This window comes from Rhizobium sp. 01L410, from assembly GCF_056400165.1.
In genome coordinates this window covers 35778-59890 of record NZ_JBFTST010000007.1, presented here as the reverse complement: position 1 = coordinate 59890, position 24113 = coordinate 35778, and the positions used below count along the sequence as shown (strand labels likewise).

The 24113-nt window shown below is 61.7% G+C and carries 20 protein-coding genes; 11 read left to right on the top strand and 9 right to left on the bottom strand.

Annotated features, from left to right (window positions below):
- Positions 1–56 precede the first annotated feature (56 nt).
- Together carB and AC1DV9_RS16530 are read right to left on the bottom strand one after the other, a co-directional pair.
- Entirely contained in the window at positions 57–3545 is a 3489-nt protein-coding gene (carB, locus tag AC1DV9_RS16535; protein WP_112515786.1) for a carbamoyl-phosphate synthase large subunit, read from the bottom strand.
- A 173-nt stretch (positions 3546–3718) separates the two neighbouring features.
- Entirely contained in the window at positions 3719–4744 is a 1026-nt protein-coding gene (locus AC1DV9_RS16530; protein WP_477949163.1) for a zinc-dependent alcohol dehydrogenase family protein, read from the bottom strand.
- Positions 4745–4901: 157 nt separating this feature from the next.
- Between AC1DV9_RS16530 and AC1DV9_RS16525 the strand changes: the two genes are divergently transcribed.
- Together AC1DV9_RS16525 and ypfJ are read left to right on the top strand one after the other, a co-directional pair.
- Entirely contained in the window at positions 4902–5387 is a 486-nt protein-coding gene (locus tag AC1DV9_RS16525) for a DUF2306 domain-containing protein (RefSeq protein ID WP_477949162.1), read from the top strand.
- An 80-nt stretch (positions 5388–5467) separates the two neighbouring features.
- Positions 5468–6391: a KPN_02809 family neutral zinc metallopeptidase gene (gene ypfJ, locus AC1DV9_RS16520; protein WP_112515789.1), complete on the top strand. Its 924-nt coding sequence runs from the start codon at positions 5468–5470 to the stop codon at positions 6389–6391.
- Positions 6392–6430: 39 nt separating this feature from the next.
- On the opposite strand, the gene AC1DV9_RS16515 is transcribed toward ypfJ, so the two are convergent.
- Positions 6431–7426: an aldo/keto reductase gene (locus AC1DV9_RS16515; RefSeq protein ID WP_477949161.1), complete on the bottom strand. Its 996-nt coding sequence runs from the start codon at positions 7424–7426 to the stop codon at positions 6431–6433.
- Between the two features lie 98 nt (positions 7427–7524).
- On the opposite strand from AC1DV9_RS16515, the gene AC1DV9_RS16510 reads away from it, so the two are divergent.
- The 3 genes from AC1DV9_RS16510 to AC1DV9_RS16500 all read left to right on the top strand — a co-directional run bounded on the left by AC1DV9_RS16510 (position 7525) and on the right by AC1DV9_RS16500 (position 11378).
- Positions 7525–8430: a LysR family transcriptional regulator gene (locus AC1DV9_RS16510; RefSeq protein ID WP_477949159.1), complete on the top strand. Its 906-nt coding sequence runs from the start codon at positions 7525–7527 to the stop codon at positions 8428–8430.
- A gap of 155 nt (positions 8431–8585) precedes the next feature.
- Positions 8586–9830 carry a TCR/Tet family MFS transporter gene (locus AC1DV9_RS16505; RefSeq protein ID WP_477949157.1) on the top strand — a complete coding sequence of 415 codons (1245 nt, stop codon included), beginning with the start codon at positions 8586–8588 and terminating at the stop codon, positions 9828–9830.
- Positions 9831–9974: 144 nt separating this feature from the next.
- Complete coding sequence (locus AC1DV9_RS16500; protein WP_477949155.1) at positions 9975–11378, top strand: MATE family efflux transporter; 1404 nt, start codon at positions 9975–9977, stop codon at positions 11376–11378.
- Between the two features lie 87 nt (positions 11379–11465).
- Here the strand turns inward: AC1DV9_RS16500 and AC1DV9_RS16495 are convergent, their stop codons facing one another.
- Positions 11466–12497 carry an acyltransferase family protein gene (locus tag AC1DV9_RS16495; RefSeq protein ID WP_477949153.1) on the bottom strand — a complete coding sequence of 344 codons (1032 nt, stop codon included), beginning with the start codon at positions 12495–12497 and terminating at the stop codon, positions 11466–11468.
- A gap of 80 nt (positions 12498–12577) precedes the next feature.
- Positions 12578–13783: a glutamine-hydrolyzing carbamoyl-phosphate synthase small subunit gene (gene carA / locus AC1DV9_RS16490; protein WP_477949505.1), complete on the bottom strand. Its 1206-nt coding sequence runs from the start codon at positions 13781–13783 to the stop codon at positions 12578–12580.
- Positions 13784–14056: 273 nt separating this feature from the next.
- Between carA and AC1DV9_RS16485 the strand changes: the two genes are divergently transcribed.
- Positions 14057–14509, top strand: a complete 453-nt coding sequence (locus tag AC1DV9_RS16485) for a GatB/YqeY domain-containing protein (protein WP_112537821.1) — start codon at positions 14057–14059, stop codon at positions 14507–14509.
- Positions 14510–14523: 14 nt separating this feature from the next.
- Here the strand turns inward: AC1DV9_RS16485 and AC1DV9_RS16480 are convergent, their stop codons facing one another.
- From AC1DV9_RS16480 to AC1DV9_RS16470, 3 genes are all read right to left on the bottom strand, one after another.
- Complete coding sequence (locus AC1DV9_RS16480) at positions 14524–15381, bottom strand: hypothetical protein (RefSeq protein ID WP_477940235.1); 858 nt, start codon at positions 15379–15381, stop codon at positions 14524–14526.
- Between the two features lie 573 nt (positions 15382–15954).
- Complete coding sequence (locus tag AC1DV9_RS16475) at positions 15955–16296, bottom strand: BrnA antitoxin family protein (protein WP_477949152.1); 342 nt, start codon at positions 16294–16296, stop codon at positions 15955–15957.
- Positions 16262–16588: a BrnT family toxin gene (locus tag AC1DV9_RS16470; RefSeq protein ID WP_477949150.1), complete on the bottom strand. Its 327-nt coding sequence runs from the start codon at positions 16586–16588 to the stop codon at positions 16262–16264. Before AC1DV9_RS16470 ends, AC1DV9_RS16475 begins: the two co-directional genes overlap by 35 nt.
- A 130-nt stretch (positions 16589–16718) precedes the next feature.
- On the opposite strand from AC1DV9_RS16470, the gene dnaG reads away from it, so the two are divergent.
- Entirely contained in the window at positions 16719–18716 is a 1998-nt protein-coding gene (dnaG, locus tag AC1DV9_RS16465) for a DNA primase (protein ID WP_477949149.1), read from the top strand.
- Entirely contained in the window at positions 18716–20572 is a 1857-nt protein-coding gene (gene recQ, locus AC1DV9_RS16460; RefSeq protein WP_477949147.1) for a DNA helicase RecQ, read from the top strand. Before dnaG ends, recQ begins: the two co-directional genes overlap by 1 nt.
- Positions 20573–20578: 6 nt before the next feature.
- Here recQ and AC1DV9_RS16455 read toward each other — a convergent pair whose 3' ends face one another.
- Positions 20579–20821, bottom strand: coding sequence for a type II toxin-antitoxin system VapB family antitoxin (locus tag AC1DV9_RS16455; RefSeq protein WP_477949145.1), 243 nt, complete (start codon positions 20819–20821; stop codon positions 20579–20581).
- A gap of 143 nt (positions 20822–20964) precedes the next feature.
- Here AC1DV9_RS16455 and AC1DV9_RS16450 point away from each other — a divergent pair, with 143 nt between their 5' ends.
- The 3 genes from AC1DV9_RS16450 to AC1DV9_RS16440 all read left to right on the top strand — a co-directional run bounded on the left by AC1DV9_RS16450 (position 20965) and on the right by AC1DV9_RS16440 (position 23753).
- A complete protein-coding gene (locus tag AC1DV9_RS16450) occupies positions 20965–22152 on the top strand; it encodes a glycine C-acetyltransferase (protein WP_477949143.1) in 1188 nt (395 codons plus the stop codon).
- Positions 22153–22350: 198 nt separating this feature from the next.
- The gene (gene tdh, locus AC1DV9_RS16445; RefSeq protein WP_477949142.1) at positions 22351–23388 is read left to right on the top strand and encodes an L-threonine 3-dehydrogenase; all 1038 of its coding nucleotides are present in this window, start codon (positions 22351–22353) and stop codon (positions 23386–23388) included.
- 17 nt (positions 23389–23405) lie between these two features.
- The gene (locus AC1DV9_RS16440) at positions 23406–23753 is read left to right on the top strand and encodes a GFA family protein (RefSeq protein ID WP_477949140.1); all 348 of its coding nucleotides are present in this window, start codon (positions 23406–23408) and stop codon (positions 23751–23753) included.
- Positions 23754–24113 lie beyond the last annotated feature (360 nt).

Sequence of the window (24113 nt, the reverse complement as noted above, 5' to 3'; positions counted from 1 at the left end):
GCCGCACTGTTACATGCGGCGAGGAATAGCAGAAAGCCGGTTAAGAATTTCGCGATTTACGCGAAATAGCTCTGCAGCGGGCGGACCTCGAGATTGCCGGCGCGCAGCGCCTTGATCGCCTGCGCTGCAGCCTCGGCGCCCGCCATCGTCGTGTAGTAGGGCACTTTCTGCATCAGCGTGGCGCGGCGCAGCGACTTGGAGTCCGAGATCGCCTTGTTACCGTCGGTCGTGTTGATGACGAGCTGGACCTGACGGTTGCGGATGGCGTCCTCGATATGCGGGCGTCCTTCCAGAACCTTGTTGATCTTGGTGGCGGTGATGCCCTGTTCGGCGAGATAGCGGGCGGTGCCGCCGGTTGCCAGAACCTTGAAGCCTTCGGCGACCAGCAGGCGGATCGCCGGCAGCACGCGCGGCTTGTCCTCGTCGCGCACCGAGACGAACACCGTTCCGTCACGCGGCAGCTCGACGCTGGCACCGAGCTGCGACTTGGCGAAGGCCAGCGCGAAATCGGTGTCGAGGCCGATGACTTCGCCGGTGGAGCGCATTTCCGGGCCGAGCAGCGTATCGACGCCCGGGAAGCGGGCGAAGGGGAAGACGGCTTCCTTGACGGCGATGTGCTTCAGATTGCGCGGATCGGGCTTTTCGCCGTAAGCGGCAAAGGTCGCGTCGAGCTTCTCACCGGCCATGGCGCGCGCGGCGATCTTGGCGATCGGCGCGCCGATGGTCTTGGCGACGAAGGGCACGGTGCGCGAGGCGCGCGGGTTGACTTCGAGCACGTAGACTGTGCCGTCCTTGATCGCGAACTGCACGTTCATCAGGCCGACGACGTTGAGCGCCTTGGCCATGGCCTTCGCCTGGCGCTCCAGCTCGTCGAGCATTTCCGTCGACAGCGTGCGCGGCGGCAGCGAGCAGGCCGAGTCGCCGGAGTGAATGCCGGCTTCCTCGATATGCTCCATGATGCCGGCGACATAGGCGTCGGTACCGTCGGAGAGGCAGTCGACGTCGACTTCGATGGCGTTCGACAGGTAGCTGTCGAAGAGCAGCGGGTTCTTGCCGAGCAGCGTGTTGATCTGGCCGGTCTTGTCGTTCGGGTAGCGCTGCTTGATGTCCTCAGGCACCAGTTCCGGAACGGTATCCAGCAGATAGGTCTGCAGCATCGATTCCGAATGGATGATCTGCATGGCGCGGCCGCCGAGAACGTAGGACGGGCGCACGACCAGCGGGAAGCCGATTTCGGTGGCGACGAGGCGGGCCTGCTCGACGGAGTAGGCGATGCCGTTGTTCGGCTGCGTCAGGTCGAGCTTGACCAGCAGCTTCTGGAAACGGTCGCGGTCTTCGGCAAGGTCGATCATGTCAGGCGCGGTGCCCAAGATCGGGATGCCGTTCTTCTCGAGCGCCTCGGCAAGCTTCAGCGGGGTCTGGCCGCCGAACTGGACGATGACGCCGACGACTTCGCCCTTTTCCTGCTCAGCGCGCAGGATCTCGATCACGTCTTCGGCCGTCAGCGGCTCGAAATAGAGGCGGTCGGAGGTGTCGTAGTCGGTCGAGACGGTTTCCGGGTTGCAGTTGATCATGATCGCTTCGTAGCCGGCATCGCGGAGTGCGAAAGCGGCATGGCAGCAGCAATAATCGAACTCGATGCCCTGGCCGATACGGTTCGGACCGCCGCCGAGGATGACGACCTTCTTGCGGTCGGAGACTTCGGCTTCCGAGCGTGCGGCGCCGACGAAGGGCGTTTCGTAGCTCGAATACATATAGGCGGTCGGCGAAGCGAATTCGGCAGCGCAGGTGTCGATGCGCTTGAAGACCGGGCGGACGTTCAGGCTGTTGCGGAGTTCCGCCACTTCCTTCGGGCGCTTGCCGGAGAGCGTCGCCAGGCGGGCGTCGGAGAAGCCCATGGCCTTGAGGCTGCGGAGATTGGCGGCATCCTGCGGCAGGCCGTGCTCACGGATGCGGGCTTCGGTGTCGACGATCGCCTTGAACTGGGCGATGAACCACGGATCGATCTTGCAGCCTTCGTGGACTTCTTCCGGGCTCATGCCCTGGCGCAGCGCCTGGGCGACCATGCGCAGACGATCCGGCGTCGGCGTGCCGATGGCGGCGCGGATGGCGTTCTGGCTGGATTCGCCTTCCTCGACGCCCGGGATCTCGATCTCGTCGAGGCCGGTGAGGCCGGTTTCGAGGCCGCGCAGGGCCTTCTGCAGCGATTCAGCAAAGGTACGGCCGATCGCCATGACTTCGCCGACCGACTTCATGGCCGTGGTCAGGACGGGCGAGGCGCCCGGGAACTTCTCGAAGGCAAAGCGCGGGATCTTGGTGACGACGTAGTCGATCGACGGCTCGAAGGAGGCCGGTGTCGCGCCGCCGGTGATGTCGTTGTCGAGTTCGTCGAGCGTGTAACCGACGGCGAGCTTGGCTGCGACCTTGGCGATCGGGAAGCCGGTAGCCTTGGAAGCCAGCGCCGAGGAGCGCGAGACGCGCGGGTTCATTTCGATGACGACGAGGCGGCCGTCCTTCGGATTGACGGCGAACTGGACGTTGGAGCCGCCGGTCTCGACGCCGATCTCGCGCAGAACCGCGATCGAGGCGTTGCGCATCATCTGGTACTCCTTGTCGGTCAGCGTCAGGGCCGGAGCGACCGTGATCGAATCGCCGGTATGGACGCCCATCGGATCGATGTTCTCGATCGAGCAGATGATGATGCAGTTGTCCGCCTTGTCGCGGACGACTTCCATTTCATATTCCTTCCAGCCGAGTACCGATTCCTCGATCAGCACTTCGGTGGTCGGCGAGGCATCGAGGCCGCCGCCGATGATTTCGAAGAATTCCGAGCGGTTATAGGCAATGCCGCCGCCAGTGCCGCCCATGGTGAAGGACGGGCGGATGATGGCGGGCAGGCCGACGACGTCGATCGCCTGCGCGGCGATCGCCATGGCATGGCTGATATAGCGCTGCTTGCGGTCGGTCTCGCCGAGGTTCCACTGGTTCTCGAGCGCATCGAGCGCCTTGTCGAGATCGGCGCCCGACAGGCTCTCCTTGAGCTTGTTGCGCTCGGCCTCATGCGTCTTGCGGTCAAGATCCTTGATGTCGGTGGCATTGGCCAGCATCGAGCGCGGAGTTTCCAGGCCGATGCGGTCCATGGCTTCGCGGAAGAGGGCGCGGTCTTCGGCCATGTCGATGGCAGCGGGCTTTGCGCCGATCATCTCGACATTGTAGCGGTCGAGAACGCCCATGCGCTTGAGGGAAAGCGCGGTGTTGAGTGCCGTCTGGCCGCCCATGGTCGGCAGCAGCGCATCGGGGCGTTCCTTGGCGATGATCTTGGCGACGACTTCGGGGGTGATCGGCTCGACGTAAGTGGCGTCTGCCAGGCCCGGATCGGTCATGATCGTTGCCGGGTTGGAGTTGACGAGGATGACGCGGTAGCCTTCCTCTTTCAGCGCCTTGCAGGCCTGTGTTCCCGAGTAGTCGAATTCGCAAGCCTGGCCGATGACGATCGGTCCTGCGCCGATGATGAGGATCGATTTGATGTCTTGGCGCTTCGGCATGGGCGATATCCGTTTCTAGCTGCGCAGAAAACCGGCCAGGGTGGGAGGCACCGGGTCGGGTCGCGCATTGAGGGTCTTTTCAGGCTAGAAGCGGCTTATAGGCAAAGCGAAACCGAAACGGAACCCCATAAATTGCGGAATCGACAGGAATCCGCTGACGCTCCCGAGGGGTGTCAAAGGCCCGGTATCACCAAGGCCCGGATCTCGCCTGCCGGTGTGGGGCTGATGATGGTCCTGAGGGCTTCCTCGAAGCCGATCCTGCGGGAAATCAGCGGTTCGACCTTGATGGCACCCGACGCGATCAGATCGGCGGCGCGGGCATGGGTGAAGGGGTTGACGAAGGAGCCGAGCAGGCGGATTTCCCGGAAGAGCAAGTCGAAGGGTTCGATCGAGACCGTTGCGCGCTGCGGCATGACGCCGAGGATGACGGCGGTGCCGCCTTTTCGGGCGAGGCGGGGCGCCTGTTCGATGGTCTCCGGAACGCCGGCGCATTCGATGACGACATCGGCGCCGTCAGGCAGAAGGCCATTCCTGCCGCAGGTCAGCTCGACGATATCGCCGGCCGACGGATCGACGGTCGCTGTTGCGCCAAGTTGTTCGGCGAGGCGGCGCTTTTCGGCGTTGCGGGTGGCGAGGACGACGCGCGTGGCGCCGGCAAGGCGGGCGAGCTGGACGACCAGCAGCCCGATGACGCCGCCGCCCAGCACGACGACCGATTGGCCGGTCGTGATGCCGGCCATGTCGACGCCGTGGATGCAGCAGGCCAGCGGTTCGCAGAAGGCGCCGTGCAGAGGATCGAGACCGGCGGGCAGGGCGTAGGCCTGCGTTTCCGGCATGCAGACATAATCGGCGAAGCCGCCGTCGCGGTGGATGCCGATGGCGCGCAGGTTGCGGCAGAGGTTGACCCGGCCGCGCTGGCATTCCGGGCAAAGGCCGCAGGAAATGTTCGGATCGCCGGTAACGCGCATCCCGGCCCGGAAATTCTTCACGCCGGAACCGACCGCCTCGACGATGCCGGTGAATTCGTGTCCGAGGATGACGGGCGGCGTCGAGGGAAATTCGCCGTGGAAAAGATGGCGGTCGGTGCCGCAGATGCCGCAGGCATCCACCTTGACCAGGATATCGTTCGGGCCGGGAACCGGCTTTTCGGCTTCCACCACGGCAAGTCTGCCGGTTGCTTCCAGACGCAGGGCCTTCATGATTTTCTCCTCGCTCCGACGCCATCAGGCGCAAAAATGGGCTGATGCGTCAAGGCTTGACGGCAAGGCCCCGGGAAGAGCCGAAAGAGTTGACGCCCGCCTCTTGCGCCGGGCCGCATCCGGCGGAAAGATCATGGCGTTCCCGAGGAGATAGTAGATGACCCTAGAACCCTTGCTCGATGCGCAGCCTGCAATCCAGATTCATGTTGCGACGGTCGTGCCCGCTGCCTTGCTCGGCGCCTATCTGCTGTCGCGGCCCAAGGGCACGCCGCGGCACCGGTTGCTCGGCAAGATCTGGATGGGGCTGATGGTGATCACCGCGCTCTCCACCTTCTTCATTCACGAGCTCAACATGTTTTACGGTTTTAGCCCCATTCACCTGCTGTCGATAGCAACACTGTTCGGTGCCTGGCAGGCGATTGCTGCAGCCCGGCGCCACGATGTCGTCAGGCATCGCCATATCGTCCGCTCGATCTATTTCGGCGGCATCGTCATTGCCGGGCTGTTCACCTTCCTGCCAGGGCGGATCATGAACTCAGTGGTGTTTTCCGGGCACGATATGGTCGCGCTTGCCGCCGGGCTTGTGGTGACCTCTGCCGCCGCAGCCATCGTGCTCTCTTCGCGGATGCGGCCGGCGGCATGAAGCCGCTGGAATTCACAGTCGCGGCGGATATATAACTGTTGGCTGCAGAGGTGCATTTGGCACTGCCGGGGAGAGTTGAGATGGAATGGAAGGGCCGCCGTCAATCGGACAATATCGAGGATCGCCGCGGAGACCCTTCCAGCGGCGGGCAGAGTCCCTTCGGCCGTGGCGGCGGGTTCAGCTTTCCCTCGGGCGGCATGCGCCGCGGTGGAGGCGGGCTGTCGATCGGCACGATCATCTTCCTCGTCGTCATCTATTTCATCTTTAAGGCGATGGGTATCGACCTGATGCAGGTCATGGACGGCACGATGAATGGCGGATCGGGCTACGAACAGAGCCAGTCGCAGGGCAATGGAACGCCTGCCAATGACGACATGACGGCTTTCGTGCGCACCGTGCTTGCCGATACCGAAGATACCTGGACCGGTATCTTCCAGGCATCGGGCCAGACTTACGAAAAGCCGGCTCTTGTGCTGTTCTCGGGCTCGACGCGTTCCGGCTGCGGCGCTGCATCTGCCGCATCAGGCCCGTTCTACTGCCCCGTCGACCGCAAGGTCTATCTCGACACCGATTTCTTCCGCCAGCTCAGCCAGCAGTTTGGCGCCAAGGGCGAATTTGCCGAGGCCTATGTCATCGCCCACGAGGTCGGCCATCACGTTCAGAACATTCTGGGCGTGCTGCCGAAGTTCAACGAGGCCCGCCAGCGGATGAGCGAGGTCGATGCCAACAAGATGTCTGTGCGCGTCGAGCTGCAGGCCGATTGCTTCGCCGGCGTCTTCGCCAAGTTCGAGCAGCGCAAGGGCTATATCAATCCCGACGATATCGCGGACGCGCTGAATGCCGCCCAGCAGATCGGCGACGATACGCTGCAGAAGCGCAGCCAGGGCTATGTCGTCCCCGACAGCTTCAACCACGGAACCTCGGCGCAGCGTGTCAAATGGTTCAAGCAGGGCTTCGACAGCGGCAAGGTTTCTGCTTGCGACACCTTTAGCGGTCCGGTCTGAGTGAGGGGGCCCTCGCAGTTTGTCGGCGGAGCCTTCTCGTCAGCGTTCACTATCCATATGCTTCAGCTGCGCGTCCGGATAACGGGCGCCAGCGGCAGAGTCTTTCGGGATTGCCCGTTCGATGGCCGCCATGTCTCCGCCCGTCAGTTCGACGGCGAGTGATCCCAGCGCTTCGCTGAGCCGAACGCGGCGGCGGGCGCCGATCAGCGGGACGATATCCTTGCCTTGTGCCGCGACCCAGGCGATGGCGATCTGGGCGACGCTGACCTGCTTTTCCGCAGCGATCTTGCGCAGTTCCTCGACGAGAGCGAGGTTCTGATCGATATTGGCAGCCTGGAAGCGCGGGCTGACGGCGCGGAAATCGCCTTTGCCGCCATCCTGGCCCTTCTGCCAGTGACCGCTGATCAGGCCGCGCGACAGGACGCCATAGGCGGTGATCGAGATGCCGAGTTCGCGGCAGGTGGGGAGGATCTGATCCTCGATGCCGCGGGAGATCAGCGAATATTCGATCTGCAGGTCGGCGATCGGGTGAACGGCGGCGGCACGGCGGATGGTATCGGCGCCGACTTCGGAGAGGCCGATATGGCGGACGTAGCCGGCCTTGATCATGTCGGCGATGGCACCGACGGTTTCCTCGATCGGCACGTTCGGATCGAGACGGGCAGGGCGGTAGATGTCGATATAATCGGTGCCGAGCCGCTGCAGCGAATAGGCGATGAAATTCTTCAGCGCTGCCGGGCGGGAATCATAGCCGTTCCAGGCGCCGAGCGGATCGCGCAGAGCGCCGGTCTTGACGCTGATGATGAGGTCCTCGCGCTTGCGGTTCTTCAGCGCTTCGCCGATCAGCATTTCATTGTGGCCCATGCCATAGAAATCACCGGTATCAAGCAGGTTGATCCCGGCATCGAGCGCGGCGTGGATGGTCGCAATGCTTTCGACCCGATCGGCGGGTCCATACATGCCGGACATGCCCATGCAGCCGAGGCCGATGGCGGAGACTTCGGGGCCGGTCTTTCCCAGGCGATAGGTTTGCATTGTCTTCTCCTTGTGATGCGTTCGGCACTCTTTCTATCGTCTGTGAATGTGTGCGATAATCCGGATAGTGGCGAATGAGCCGTACGGGAAAATGCACAATGGATGATCTGCCCCTCAGTGATCTGGATGCCTTCACGGCGATTGCAAGGGAGCGAAGCTTTCGTGCCGCGGCCCGCAAGCGCGGCGTCTCGCCGTCGTCGCTCAGCGATTCCCTGCGGCGGCTGGAAGAGCGGCTCGGCGTGCGGCTGCTCAACCGCACGACCCGCAGCGTCACGCCGACCGAGGCAGGCGAACGTCTCCTGGAACGGCTGGCGCCGGCGCTGGGGGAGGTCGCCTCGGCACTCGGACAGCTCGACAGTTTCCGCGACAGCCCGGCCGGCACTTTGCGGCTGAACGTGCCGACCATCGTGTCGCGGCTCTTCCTGCCTGAGATCGCCAGCCGGTTCCTGGCGCTTTACCCGGAGATCAAGCTGGAGATCCTTGCGGAGGACGACTTTGTCGATGTCGTCGAGGCGGGCTTCGATGCCGGTATCCGTTACGACGAACGGCTGGAGCGCGACATGATCGCCGTGCCGATCGGTCCGCGCCGCCAGCGCTATGTCACGGCTGCATCGCCTGCCTATCTGCAACGGCGCGGCACACCCGCTCATCCGCGCGACCTGCTGGAGCATGACTGCATCCGCCATCGCTTTCGCAGCCGCGCGCATTTCGCCTGGGAGTTCGACCGCGGCGAGGAGACGCTGACGCTATCGGTGTCCGGGCCGCTGGTTGCAAACTCGATCGAGATGGAAGTGGGAGCCGCGATTGCAGGCCTTGGCATCATCAGGACATTCGAGGAAGTGCTGCTTCCCGGATTTGAACGGGGCGAACTGGTGCCGATCCTCGAGGAATGGGTCACGGAATTCTCCGGGCCGTTCCTCTATTATGCCAGCCGCAAGCACATGCCGCCCGCACTTCGCGCATTCGTCGATTTCGTCAAGGCCGAGGGGCGGAGGGGCTCATAATCCCGTTTTGTTCGCGGGCGCGATCAATTTCATTGTCTTCGCCATCAAAAACTTTGAAATGTTCACGTATTGTTTCATTTTTCTGCTTCGGCTATGTAACATTCCCGGCGATGAGATCGTCTTTCCAGAAAACAGCAGCTGTTGAGAGATGACTCATGCTTGATCCCAAATTCGTAAGCCGCGGCCTGTTCCTGGTTTTCGTGATCCTGTTTCTCGATGTGATCGGGATTGCGATCATCATGCCGGTTCTTCCCGCCTATCTGGAAGAGTTGACGGGCGGCAGCGTCAGCGACGCGGCGCTGGATGGCGGCTGGCTGCTCGTCGTCTATGCGATCATGCAGTTTCTGTTCGCGCCGCTGCTCGGCAATCTCAGTGACCGGTTCGGACGCAGGCCGATCCTGCTGATTTCGGTGCTCACCTTCGCTATCGACAATTTCATCTGCGCGGTCGCCACCAGCTTCTGGATGCTGTTTGTCGGCCGGGCGCTGGCGGGCTTCAGTGGCGGCAGTTTCGCCACCTGCTCGGCCTATATCGCCGATATCAGCACCGAAGAGAATCGGGCGAAGAATTTCGGCCTGATCGGCATCGCCTTCGGCGTCGGCTTTACCGTTGGCCCTGTCATTGGCGGCTTTCTCGGCGAATTCGGGCCACGCGTGCCGTTTTTCGGGGCGGCGCTGGTGTCGTTCCTGAATTTCGCCGCCGCCTATTTCCTGCTGCCCGAGACCTTGGATGCGAAGCATCGCCGCCCCTTCGAATGGAAGCGCGCCAACCCGCTCGGCGCCTTGAAGCAGATGCGCCACTATCCCGGCATCGGCTGGGTTGCCGCCGTGATGTTCCTGTTCTGGCTGGCGCATTCGGTTTATCCAGCCGTCTGGTCCTTCGTCGGCACCTACCGCTATGGCTGGAGCGAGGGTCAGATCGGCCTGTCGCTCGGCATCTACGGCATCGGCGCGGCGATCGTCATGGGGCTAGTGCTGCCGAAGGTCGTTCCTGTTCTCGGCGAGTGGAAGACGGCGGTCATCGGTCTCTGCTTTTCGGTCGTCGGCCTGACCGGCTATGCCTTCGCCTGGGAGGGCTGGATGGTCTATGTGATCATCGTCATGACGGTCATGGAGAATGTCGCTGATCCGCCGCTGCGCAGCATTGCGGCCGGCAAGGTGCCGCCGTCGGCGCAGGGTGAGTTGCAGGGCGCGCTGACCAGCCTTAGCAGCATCACCACGATCATCGGCCCGGTGATTTTCACGCAGCTGTTCGGCTATTTCACCAAGCCGGATGCGCCGGTTACCTTTGCAGGTGCCCCTTATCTGATGGCGGCTTTCTTCATTCTCGTGGCGGCGGTGGTGTTCTTCATTAAGGTGCGACCGTCGCGGCCGAAGACGATCGAAGCTCTGGCAGAATAGCCATCAGATTCAGTGATGCTGTGATGAATATTTCAGCATTTGCCTGTTTTAGGGTAGCTCTTTGCCGGGCTTTGATCTAAGGCCCGGTAATAACTTGCCGCCATTCCGCGGCCGAAAACGATTCAAAACAATTGGACTTTTGCCATGGACACGCCTGTTGACGTGAACAAGCTCGCGCCGCACACCGACAACCATTGGGGATCGCATTTCCGTGCGACGCTGGCGCTCGGCATACCCTTCATCGGCGCGCAGCTCGCCCAGCTCGGCATCAATACGACCGACGTGATGATCGTCGGCCAGCTCGGCGCTGAAAACCTGGCGGCCATGGTGCTGTCGGCACAGTTCCTCTTCACCATCCTGATCTTCGGCTCGGGCTTTGCGATCGCCGTCATTCCGATGGTGGCGCAGGCCTATGGGCGTGGCGATATCGTCACGGTGCGCCGCTCGATGCGCATGGGTCTCTGGGTCGTTACCGCCTATTGGCTGGTCATGCAGCCAGCCTTCTTCTATGCAGAGGAAATCCTGCTGGCCGCCGGGCAGAAGCCCGAGGTCGCCAAGCTCGCACATGGCTATATCCTGATCGGCCATTTCGCCGTACTGCCGGGCCTGCTCTACAATGTCATGCGGGCGCTGGTGAGCGCCATCGGCAAGGCGGCTGTGGTGCTCAATGTCACGATTGCCATGCTGGTGCTGAACGCGATCTTTGCCTACATCCTGGTGCTCGGCCATTTCGGCTTTCCGGCGATGGGTCTAGAAGGCGCGGCGATCGTTTCCGTTGCCGTGCAGACGGCGGGCTTCCTGTTCATCCTCGCCTATGTGCAGATGAAAGAGGAGACGCGCCGCTACGAGATCCTGGTGCGCTTCTGGCGGCCGGACTGGCACGCGCTCTGGGACGTCGTGCGTCTCGGTCTGCCGATCAGCATCACGATCCTGGCCGAAGTCAGCCTGTTTACCGCAGCGTCGCTGCTGATGGGCCGCATCGGCACGATCGAGCTGGCCGCCCACGGCATCGCACTGCAATGGGCGTCGATCGCCTTCATGATCCCACTCGGCCTTAGCCAGGCGGCAACGGTTCGCATCGGCATCGCCCACGGGCAGGGCGATCATCTTGCCGTGGTGCGCGCCTCGATCACCGTGATGATCATCGCCTGTGTGGTTTCGGCGCTCGGCGGTATCCTGTTTGCCGTCATGCCGGAGTTTTTCGCGCGCTGGTTCCTCGATACCAGTCACCCGGAAGCGGCGGCGGTACTCGCCTATGCGGGTCCGCTGATCGTCGTTGCGGGGCTGTTCCAGCTGGTGGATGGGATCCAGGCGATCGCCAGCGGCCTGCTGCGCGGGCTGAAGGACGCGCGCGTGCCGATGATCCTGGCGCTGATCGCCTATTGGCCGATCGGCTTCTTCCTGGCATGGCTGCTGGCCTTCCCGCTCGGTTTCGGCGGCGTCGGTATCTGGTTCGGCTTCCTGGTGGGGCTTGCGGCAGCAGCGACCATGCTCTGCGCCCGCTTCTATATTCTCGTGCGCCGCGAGGGGAGAACGGCTGGCGCCTGAGCCCGGCCATTCGTCAACGTCAGGCCGCCACCGGGTCCGTGACTGGCAATGCCGGCGCGTGCGCCCACGCGGCTGTCATTCGTCAAGTCAAGTTGAGGTCAAGAGCTCTGCCTTGCGCGGATTGCGGCGCTTCCAGCGATTGACGAGGAAGATGCGGCATGGCGCCTCGATGACGTGGTAGCTCGCGGTGGCGACTGCGAGCGCGACGGCACATCCGATCGGGATGACGAGCCAGAGCGGCATGCCTGCGAGCAGCTTGGCCGTCAGGAACAGGCAGGGCACATGCAGGAGATAGAGCGAAAAGCTGATCGTTCCCAGAAAACGGAAGGGGCGGGAGGCGAACAGCGCGGCGGAAATCGGATGCTCGCGGGCGACGAGCAGAACGGAGAGAGCAGCGGCAAGCGCGGTCGACATGCCCCAGAGAGTGTCGGAGACCTCGATCGAGAGGGCGCGATGGCTGAGCAGAAAGGCCGGCAAGAGGATCGCCATGACGCCGACTGTTATGCCGCGGGCTGCACTTTGCAGGCGCGGGTGCAGGTAGCCGGCCAGCACGCCGAGCAGGAAATAGGGCAGCTTCGATATCAAGAGGATGCCGCTTCCCGGAAAGCCGAGAAGACCGTCGATCGCCAGCAGGCAGCCGATCAGCACAGCGATCCACTGGTAGCGCAACGGATTGGCCAGAAACATCCAGATGAACGGGAAGACCAGATAGAACTGGATCTCGGGCGGGATCGTCCAGAGAACGCCGGTCGAGCCGAGCATGACGATATGACGGACGATCTGGAAGGGTCCCGTTATCGGATCGATATAACCGAGACCGGGAACGGCCGAGAGGACAACGACCAGCAGCACGGCGGCGAGATAGACCGGATAGATGCGGGCAAAGCGGCTGACGAGGAAATCGGAGGCATTCTTTCTGGAGAATGGCCGGTCACCATAGAGATAGGCCATCAGGAAGCCGCTGATAGCAAAGAATATCGCCACGGCGCCGCTGCCGATATCAGGCAGAGGCAGCGGACCGAGCGCTGGAAAGACCAGATAGACATGCGCCATGACGACGGCGAGCGCGGTGATGCCGCGCAATCCGTCAAGGCTTGCAATGTGGCGGCGCTCTCTCATTCATTGTCCAGTCAACGCATAAACTGACTGATGAGTAACACCGCCGCACTTAAGGTGCTGTTAAGAAATAGCGGCTGCTCTTACCGTTCGGCAAGCGCCTCTTCACCCTTCTTGGCGCGCACCATGTTGATGAAGCGGCGGAAGAGGTAGTGGCTGTCCTGCGGGCCGGGCGAGGCTTCCGGGTGATGCTGCACCGAGAAGATCTGCTTGCCGGAGACGCGCAGGCCGCAATTGGTGCCGTCGAACAGCGAAACGTGAGTCTCCTCAACGCCTTCCGGCAGCGACTTCGTGTCAACCGCGAAGCCGTGGTTCATCGAGACGATCTCGACCTTGCCCGTCGTGTGATCCTTGACCGGATGGTTGGCGCCGTGATGGCCCTGGTGCATCTTTTCGGTCTTGGCGCCGAGTGCGAGACCCAGCATCTGGTGGCCGAGGCAGATGCCGAAGACCGGGATGTCGGTCTTGATCAGCGTCTGGATGACCGGGACGGCATAAGCACCCGTTGCGGCCGGGTCGCCCGGGCCGTTCGACAGGAAGATGCCATCGGGGTTGACCGCAAGCACGTCTTCGGCGCTCGCCGTTGCCGGCATGACGGTGACCTTGCAGTCGAGGCCGGCGAAGAGGCGCAGAATGTTGCGCTTCACGCCGTAGTCGAGGCAGACGACGTGGTACTTGGCATCGGCAGCGCCGAGTTCGCCATAGCCTTCGTTCCAGATCCAGGGCGTCTGCGTCCACTGCGAGGACTGGCCGGAAGAGGCAATCTTGGCGAGGTCGAGACCTTCGAGACCGCTCCAGGCCTTGGCTTCGGCCTTCAGCGTATCGACGTCGAAGACGCCATTCGGATCATGGGCGATGACGGCGTTCGGCGAGCCGTTCTCGCGAATCCAGGCGGTGAGGGCGCGCGTGTCGATGCCGCAGAGGCCGATGATGCCGCGGGCCTTCAGCCAGGCGTCGAGATGCTTGGCGGCGCGGTAGTTGGACGGTTCGGTGGTATCGGCCTTGAAGATGACGCCGACCGCGCCGTGGCGTGCTGCCGGCGTCAGGTCTTCGATGTCTTCTTCATTGGTGCCGATATTGCCGATATGCGGGAAGGTGAAGGTAACGATCTGACCGAGATAGGAGGGGTCGGTGAGGATTTCCTCGTAGCCTGTGAGCGCCGTGTTGAAGACCACTTCGGCCTGGACCTTGCCGGTCGCGCCGATGCCCTTTCCTTCGATGACGGTGCCATCTGCGAGAACGAGCAGGGCGGTCGGCTTTTCAATGGTCCAGGGGGCTGTCGCGGTCATCATCATCCCGTTTCCGGCTGCTCTCGACGTCTTGGGCCGTCAGGCTGCCATTTGTGTTCGCAAGCGTATGGGCGCAGCTCGCCGCCGCGCGTCTCAGGCCTGATCACGAATTTTGGTGCAGGTGGCGGTAGATAGCCACGCTCTCGCCTGCCGTCAATCTTTTCTAACGTATCGGAGCACGCTTTTCCTGCGGTTTCTGGCGCTGATATCGCAATTTATTTGATCCTCCCCATTTGCGTGGTTTATGTAGCGCCATTCAACAGGAGTGAAATAATGCTGCGCGATCAACTCGCCACCGCCCTCAAAGAGGCGATGAAAGCCAAGAATGCCGAGCGCCTTTCGACGATCCGTCTCATTCAGGCGGCCACCAAGGATCGTGATATCGCCAATCGCGGAGCCGGCAAGGAAGAAGCCAGCGACGACGAGATTCTGCAGATCCTCGCCAAGATGGTGAAGCAGCGCGACGAATCGGCGAAGATCTACGAAGAGAATTCGCGCCCTGAGCTGGCCGCGAAGGAACGCGCCGAAATCACCGTGATCCAGGATTTCCTGCCGAAACAGCTTTCGGATGCCGAAGTGCGCGCCAATATCTCGGCGATCATCGCGGAAACCGGTGCAGAAGGCCCGAAGGACATGGGCAAGGTGATGGCCGCTCTGAAGGAGCGCTATGCCGGGCAGATGGATTTCGCCAAGGCTTCAGGCGCCGTCAAGGAACTCTTGAAGTAAATCAGTGATGTAAATCAGATGGCGCGGCCGAGCACAGTCTCGGCCGCCGCATCGACGACCGCGAACTTGGCTGCCTGGTAATCGCGGTATTCGAGAATGAAGCCGCGCGAAAGCCACAGGTCGCCCTTGCGCGGCGGCTCGTCCCAGCCAACGCTTCCCATCTCCGCCGCCTGGCTGAGGAGGCGCTTCAGATGGGTGTTGGAAATCATGAACTGGGTGCGCAGGTCGCTGAGCGATACCGGGCCAATGGATATCCGTTCGGCCGCGCCATCGAATGCCGGCAGGCGGGACATCAGATAGTCCATGACAAGACCGCCGGAATTTGCCCAGTTAAAGAGATTGTAGGTGGCGCCGGGATCGCGCACCGCCTTTGTGGCGATGATAGCCTGAGCAATCAGGGGTTGAATTTTCGCAATGAGCGCCGGCTCGGTGCTGAGCTTTTCGGCGCGCTTGCCACCGTCCAGGTTGTCGAGAATGAAAAGATGTGTCTGCAGCCACTTGAAGAAGTGCTGCTCGGCAGTCTCCGTCGGCTCGACGAGGCGCGTGCGCCGGTCGGCCTGGCCGCTTGAGGGGCGCAGGAAACGGTAGACGAGCATTTCCTGCAGGAAGGCGGCGGCCGTGTTGCGGCTGGCGATCTTGTTGCTGACGACGAAATCCACGAAACGCCCGGAATACAGGCCTTTTTTCTCCTCGCCAGGCAATCCGTAATGCAATGCAAAGCCTGAATGCGCCATCAGCCACCGTTGCTGCGCAGCAAAAATGGAGGCGATTCTCGGGCTTTCCTTATAGATCGTCAGCATCTCGTTGGCGCAGATCAGTACTGCTCCAAAAAAGCGATCGTCTATAGCAAGTGTTTCGGCGGTCAAAGACATCTGGGAACTCGGCAAGGCGACGGCTATTCCATTTGCCTTCTCAGCGTCCCGAGTCAATGTCCGTTTTGAACGGAGTGTCCCAAAAATGGTTAGGTGAGTTAACCGGCAAGGTTAAATTGCAAAAATCCGGGACAGCTGTGCCTAAAATTAAAGAAGGCAGGAGCTGGGGGCGCTCCTGCCTTCTTGCTCTTTGCTGCCGACAGCGACGCTGGGCTAGGCCCACACTGGCGGTGTATTTGCAAAGGCACCCTTGCGAGGCGGCGCCGGGGGTAGGGATGGTGCCTCGCTCGGGGATCGCTTTGATGAGAAGACGGTATTGCGCCGCAGCGGAGTATTCAAATTACAAAAATATAATAATTGGGTTGTGGATAGTCTGAATGCCCGCCAAGGCTTTTCATTAGCACGCTTCCCATCAGGCGTTTTCAGCGCCGAGGATAGAAACAAGTCATTGAAATAATGAAAACATCAATATTTTCATATGTTTTTGGAAATGCTTGAAAACTGGCGTGACAGCGGCCCTGCGTGCACAATTGTCGCACCCTCCTGCCGCAGGGCGTCACGCTTTATTGATCGTCATTTCTGACGCTTTTCTTGCTTCATCTTCTGCTGATCGACGTAATGGCGCAGCACAGTGTTAATACGCGTCTGATATCCCTTGCCGCTCGATTGAAAGAAATCGATGACATCTTGATCCAGCCGGATCGAGAGAGGCCTTTTGGCCGGCGGCTGAACGATCTCTGCGGTCGACCAATCGATATCGAGAGTATTGGCCCAATTGGGGTCGTCGCGCATGGCGCGCTCAATTTCCGCATCGCTCATGGCCCCGACCCGGGCGTGATCAGTTCGATCCTTGCCCTCGGCGATCATTTTCTCGATGGCTTCAGCCGAATATCTGACGATACGCTCTTTGCTCATTGTCGCGTGCCGCACGGGCAGAAATGATGCGGCAGCATTCACCGCGCATCGTATAAACGATCGCGATCAGTCGCTGCGAATCGGGGCAAACTGCCAGTGTGCGAACTTCTCCATGCCGGTCGGACGTCTTTTCCAGATGCGGCTTGTTCAATGCGGCCGCCGCTGCCGGAAAATCGATTCCATGTTTCAGGATATTTGCCTGCCGCTTATTCTCATCCCATTCGAACGACGAGAAGTGCTTGGCTATAGGTTCCACGCTGCACCCGAAGTTCCATTGCTTCCAGGCACCCATGCGCCGCTGTATATGCAATTGTATATACAATCATCTTGGCGTCAAGCCTGTGAATAGCGCGCAATTCCCTCGAAGTTCGTGGCGGCGGGGGGGAAACCTGCTTATATGATCGCTCAGCCACGAGGTCCTGATGCGCTTTTCTAATTCCTTTCTCGATGACATACGCGACCGCGTCCAGATTTCGGACGTGATCGGCCGCCGTGTCAGCTGGGACAAGCGCAAGACCAATGTGCCGCGCGGGGACTACTGGGCCTGCTGCCCGTTCCATGGCGAGAAGTCGCCGAGCTTTCACTGCGAGGATCGCAAGGGCCGTTACCACTGCTTCGGCTGCGGGGTGACGGGCGATCACTTCCGGTTCCTGACCGAGCTCGAGGGCCTGAGCTTCCCCGAAGCGGTGCAGCAGATCGCTGATATGGCGGGCGTGCCGATGCCGGTTGCCGACCCGGTGATGGAGAAGCGCGAGAAGGAACGGACGTCGCTGCTCGACGTCATGGAGCTTGCGACGCAGTTCTTCCAGGATCAGCTGCAGACCGCCAATGGCGCCCGTGCGCGCGCCTATCTGCGCGACCGCGGTCTGACGGGACGGACGATCGAGACGTTCAGGCTCGGTTTCGCGCCAGACAGCCGCAACGCGCTGAAGGAATTTCTGTCGGGCAAGGGCGTGGGCAAGGAGCAGATCGAGGCCTGCGGTCTCGTGGTGCATGGATCCGACATTCCCGTCAGCTACGACCGGTTCCGCGATCGAATCATGTTTCCGATCCTCTCGTCGCGGGAAAAGGTGATTGCGTTCGGCGGCCGCGCCATGTCGCCGGATGCGCCGGCGAAATATCTGAATTCCAACGAGACCGAGCTCTTCCACAAGGGGCAGGTGCTCTATAATTTTGCCCGTGCCCGCCGCTCGCTGCAGGGTGCTGACGGCGAGCCGACGGTGATTGCCGTCGAAGGCTATATGGATGTCATCGCGCTGCATCAGGCGGGTATCGAAAATGCCGTGGCGCCGCTCGGCACCGCGCTCACCGAAAACCAGCTCGATCTGCTCTGGAAGATGACGTCGCAGCCGGTACTCTGCTTCGATGGCGACGGCGCCGGTATCCGTGCTGCCAACCGCGCGGCCGATCTGGCTCTGCCGCATCTGAAGCCGGGACGCACCGTGCGCTTCGCGCTGCTGCCGGATGGCAAGGATCCTGACGATCTCGTGCGCAACGAAGGTCGTGCGCCCTTCGACAAGGTGATGAGCCAGGCGAAGCCGCTGGCAGAAATGCTCTGGGGCCGGGAAGCCGGCGGCGGCAATTTCGATACGCCCGAGGCGCGCGCCGAGCTCGAAGCGCGGCTGAAGCAGATGGTGGCTGTCATCGGCGACGAGAACGTCCGCCGCCACTACCAGCAGGATATCCGCGACCGCCTGAACAGGTTCTTCCAGCCGCAGTTCCAGAACAGGGGCGGCGACCGCCGCAATTTCGAACGCGGTGGCGGTGGCGGCAATGTCCGCGGAAAGGATGGTCAGGGCCGCCCGCAGGCGGGCGGTGCCCGGACTGTCAATCTGGTCTCAGAGCGGTTGACGCGATCCGGTCTGGTGCGCGGTCATCAGGAAATTCCGGCGCTGCGCGAAAGCGTGCTGGCGCTCACCGTCATCAATCATCCGGCGCTGATGCAGGACGACTACGACGAAATCGCCGCCATCGAATATGACAACCGCGATCTGCAGCGCCTGTGGTCGGCGATGCTGGGTGCGGCGGCGATGGTCGCCAGCCCGCATCTAACGCGCGAGTATCTTTTCGAGGAGCTTGACCGCCAGGATTTTTCAGGCCTGCTCAAGGGGCTCGATCAGCAGGTGCGCAACGCGCGGCTCTGGACCGCCACCGAAGAGGCGGCGATGGAGGATGCGCGCGAGGGCTACCGTCAGGCGCTGGCCTTCCACAAGCGCGCCAAGGCGCTGCGCTGGCAGAAGATCGAGCTCGAGCGGGAAATCGCCGAGGCGACGGAAGAGGGCAATGCCGAGATCATCGACCAGCTGATGCGCGCCTTGCAGGAAGTGCATTTCGAAGGTTTGCGGCTTGAAAACCAGGAAGCGATCATCGACGGCTTCGGCGTGCTGTCCGGCCGGGTCAAGGGTGCGGCGAGCCATTGATGGACGGCGGTGACAAGGCATTTTCGGCGGGTAGTGCGCTGTTCGGCAATGGCAGGGCGCCGCTCGACATATTGAAGCGCGTCTATGGCTTTCCGGCTTTTCGCGGCAAGCAGCAGGCGGTGGTCGAGCATGTCGCATCTGGCGGCGATGCCGTGGTGCTGTTTCCGACAGGCGCCGGCAAATCGCTCTGCTTCCAGATCCCGGCGCTCTGCCGCGATGGCATCGGCATCGTCGTTTCGCCGCTGATTGCGCTGATGCGCGATCAGGTGGAGGCGATGAAGCAGCTCGGCATCCGTGCTGCAGCACTCAACTCCTCGATCAGCCGCGACGAATATGTCGAGATCCGCCGTGGCATTTCATCGGGCACGCTGGATATGCTCTACGTGACGCCCGAGCGGATCCTGATGGACGGCTTTCGCGAGATCCTCGGCGATGCCAGGATCGCGCTGTTTGCGATCGACGAGGCGCATTGTGTCTCCCAGTGGGGACATGATTTCCGGCCGGAATATCGCGAGCTCGGCAGGCTTTCCGAGCACTATCCCGGTGTGCCGCGCATCGCGCTGACGGCGACGGCCGATCCGCATACGCGCGAGGACATCATCGAGCGCCTCAGGCTCGAGGGCGCCGAAGTCTTTACCACCAGCTTCGACCGGCCGAACATCGCCTATGAAATCGTCGAGCGCGATCAGCCGCGCCAGCAGCTGCTGCGGTTCCTGTCCGGGCACAAGGGCAATAGCGGCATCGTCTACTGCCTGTCGCGCGCCAAGGTGGAGGACACGGCCGAGTGGCTGAACACGCAGGGGATCCGGGCGCTTGCCTATCACGCCGGCATGGACCGGGCGATGCGCGATGCCAATCAGGATGCCTTCCTCAAGGAAGACGAGCTCTGCCTCGTCGCCACCGTCGCCTTCGGCATGGGGATCGACAAGCCGAATGTGCGCTATGTCGCGCATCTCGATCTGCCGGGTTCCGTCGAGGCCTATTATCAAGAGACCGGACGCGCCGGGCGCGACGGGCTGCCCTCCGAAGTCTGGATGGCCTACGGGATGGCCGATGTCATCCAGCGGCGGCGGATGATCGACGAGGGCAACGCGGCCGATGAGATCAAGCGCATCGAGCGCGGCAAGCTGAATGCATTGCTCGCCATCTGCGAGACCGCCTCCTGCCGCCGCCAGGCCATCCTGGCGCATTTCGGCGAGGCGCATGCAGGCGGCTGCGGCAGCTGCGATACCTGCACCAAGCCCGTCGAGACCTGGGATGGAACGGAAGCCGCGATCAAGGCGCTGGCTGCCGTCTACCGCACCGGCGAACGCTTCGGTACCGGCCATGTCATCGACGTGCTGCTCGGCAATGCCAACGAGAAGACCGAGCGCTTCGGCCATACGACGATGCCGGTCTTCGGTGCAGGGAAAGATATCGCCGCGAAGACCTGGCAATCGATCTTCCGCCAACTGCTCGCCATGGGCCTGATCCGCATCGATCACGACGCCTATGGGGCGATGAAGCTGGAAGCGGAGGCCCGCACCGTCTTCAAGCATGAGCGGCAGGTGTTTTTCCGCAAGGACCGGGTGGTCGCCGGACGCAGCAGCCGGAAAGCCGAGCGGACCAACCGCCATGCCGGATTGTCGGGTGCCGACGGGCTGCTGTTCGAGGCGCTCCGGGCCGAGCGCACCTCGATCGCCAAATCGCTCGGGGTCCCGCCCTATGTCGTCTTCCCCGACACGACCCTGATCGCCTTCGCCACCGAACGGCCCCGCAGCCGCAAGGAACTGCTGGATATCTCCGGCGTCGGCCAATCGAAGCTCGAGCGCTACGGCGACGCCTTCCTGGACGTGATCCTCAGCCACGACGACTAAGGGGCGTCAAAGCTCCCAGTTTTCGTCGAGGAAGGCCTTCACGTTGAAGCCAGGCTGATTTGAGCCCATCTGATCAGCCATCGCTTTTGCTCGTGACAACTTCGAAGAGACTGATTGTTCATTGCGAGCCCGCATGACCGCTCCTTCCAGCGCGGCTTCGACCGCACTCGCCTTCGTCGGCGCGCCAGTGAGCCTTTGCAGCTCGACTACGAGGGCATCGATCTCAGGATTTCGGATATGCAGAGCCATTGGCGTGTTCTCGTTACTATCCCAGATAATAGCGGAACTGCCGCTTGATGAAAATATTTCGTACCGGATCGGCGACATCTGCACTTGCTTTGTGCTAATTGCAGCGCCCATCGGAGGAATTTTTGGGGATTATGGCGTTTACAATGACAAAAGCATTTCTTTCACACCTCACCACCGAGCTCGCGTCCCTCAAGGACGCAGGGCTTTACAAGTCTGAGCGTGTCATCACCTCGAAGCAGGCGGGGGAGATCGCCGTTGCTTCCGGCGACCGCGTCCTCAACTTCTGTGCCAACAACTATCTGGGCCTTGCTGACAACGAGGAGCTTGCCGAAGCCGGCAAGCAGGCGCTCGACCGGTATGGCTACGGCATGGCTTCGGTGCGCTTCATCTGCGGGACGCAGGAAGAGCACAAGCAGCTCGAGGCGCGCATCTCCTCCTTCCTCGGCATGGAAGACACGATCCTCTATTCATCCTGTTTCGACGCCAATGGGGGCCTCTTCGAGACGCTGCTCGGCGAAGAGGATGCGATCATTTCGGACGCCCTGAACCATGCCTCGATCATCGACGGCGTGCGCCTCTCCAAGGCCAAGCGTTTCCGCTATGCCAACAACGACATGGCAGCGCTCGAAGAAGAGCTGAAGAAGGCCGAGGGCAGCCGCTTCAAGATGATCGCCACCGACGGCGTCTTCTCGATGGACGGCATCATCGCCAATCTGCAGGGCGTGTGCGATCTCGCCGATAAATACGGTGCGATGGTCATGGTCGATGACAGCCATGCGGTCGGCTTCGTCGGCAAGAACGGCCGAGGTTCGCCCGAATATTGCGGCGTCGAGGGCAGGATCGATATCATCACCGGGACGCTCGGCAAGGCGCTGGGTGGCGCTTCGGGCGGCTACACGTCCGGCAAGGCCGAGGTCATCGACTGGCTGCGCCAGCGCTCGCGCCCCTATCTGTTCTCGAACACGCTGGCCCCGGTCATTGCCGCTGCATCGCTGAAGGTCTTCGACCTGATCGAGAACGGCGATGGCTTGCGCGAAAAGCTTACGGCCAACGCGACGCTGTTCCGCACCGAAATGACCAAGCTCGGCTTCACGCTGGCGGGCGAGGGGCATGCGATCATTCCTGTGATGCTCGGCGACGCGAAGCTGGCGCAGGATATGGCGGCGCTGATGCTGAAGAAGGGCGTCTATGTGGTCGGCTTCTCCTTCCCGGTCGTGCCGAAGGGCCAGGCCCGTATCCGCACGCAGATGTCGGCGGCGCATTCGAGAGCCGATGTCGAGCGAGCGATTGCCGTCTTTGCCGAAGCGGGCAGGGAGCTGGGGGTTATCTAGATGCGGTCTCCCTCTTCTCCCCCACGGGGAGAAGATGTCCGTCAGGACAGATGAGGGGGCGAGCGAAGCGAGGCTCGGAGCGTAAGCGAAGAGCAGTTGATGTTTACGGGGGCAGCCCCCTCATCCGCCCTTCGGGCACCTTCTCCCCGCTGGGGAGAAGGGACGGTGAGGCCGGGCGCCAATCGAAGGAAGAAAATTATGTCGAACATGATGAAGGCGCTGGTGAAGTCGAAGGCGGAGGTCGGGCTCTGGATGGAGACCGTGCCGGTTCCCGAGGTCGGCCCGAACGACGTGCTGATCCGCGTGAAGAAGTCGGCGATCTGCGGCACCGACGTGCATATCTGGAACTGGGACCAGTGGGCGCAGAAGACCATTCCGGTGCCGATGGTCGTCGGTCACGAATTCTGCGGCGAGATTGCCGAGATCGGTTCCGCGGTCACCAAATACCATGTCGGCGAGCGTGTCTCCGGCGAGGGACATATCGTCTGCGGCAAGTGCCGCAACTGCCGGGCGGGCAGGGGCCATCTCTGCCGCAACACGCTGGGCGTCGGCGTCAACCGCCCGGGCTCCTTCGGCGAGTTCGTCTGCATTCCGGAAGCCAATGTCGTGCCGATCCCGGATGATATTCCAGACGAGATCGCGGCGATCTTCGATCCGTTCGGCAATGCCGTTCACACCGCGCTCTCCTTCGATCTCGTTGGCGAAGACGTGCTTGTCACCGGTGCCGGACCGATCGGCATCATGGGTGCGCTGGTTGCCAAGCGCTCCGGCGCCCGCAAGGTCGTGATCACCGATATCAACCCGAACCGCCTCGATCTCGCCCGCAAGCTCGGCATCGATTACGTCGTCGATGCATCCAAGGAGAACCTCGCCGACGTGATGAAGTCGATCGGCATGACCGAAGGCTTCGATGTCGGTCTCGAGATGTCTGGTGCGGCACCCGCGTTCCGCGACATGATCGACAAGATGAACAATGGCGGCAAGATCGCCATTCTCGGCATTGCGCCGGCCGGCTTCGAGATCGACTGGAACAAGGTGATCTTCAAGATGCTGAACCTCAAGGGCATCTACGGCCGCGAGATGTTCGAGACTTGGTACAAGATGATCGCCTTCGTCCAGGGCGGCTTGGATCTTTCGCCTGTCATCACCCATCGCATCAAGATCGGTGAATTCCGCGATGGCTTCGAGGCGATGCGCTCGGGCAATTCCGGCAAGGTGGTCATGGACTGGCTGTAAACGAGGAGGAAAACGGCATGAAATACGAGGGAAGCTGTCACTGCGGCAACGTCGCCTTCGAGGTCGAGGGTGAGTTCGCCGAGGCATTGGATTGCAATTGCAGCTTCTGCCGCAAGCGCGGCGGCTTGCTCGGTTTTGTGCCGATGACCCAGTTCGAGCTGAAGACGCCACGCGAGAAAGTGTCGACCTATACGTTCAAGAGCCACGCAATCCGGCACAATTTCTGTGCCGATTGCGGTATTGCGCCGTATAGCGAGGCGACGGCACCGGATGGAACGGCAATGGCGGCGATCAACCTGCGCTGCGTTCCCTCGGTCGATCTCCGGGCATTGAAGATCAATCCCTTTGATGGCGCATCGCGGTAGCGGCCTATACTGCGGCGCCAAGACATGGGGCCGCAAATGCCACTATAAAACCGCCATTGACTCGGATAAGAGGGGACGAGAGCTTTACGCCCTTGTCTTTCACTGGTGACATCCTATCTAAGGCTGGCAATCGCTTAAGCGGTTCGTCAGCCTGTGGATAAGGCATTTTCCGTGTTTTCGGCAGCTTTTTTTGTGGAAAAGCTTGACGAGATGAAAAATTGTGGGAATCACCGTTCGACTTAAAGCGGTGAACTTGGGTCAAGGCGGATCGCACAAACCATGGCCGGAAATTTAGAAGCATTGAAGCTCTGTCATCCGGCGCCGGCAATCGTGGTTAATCAGGCTTTAAAGGTCATCCCG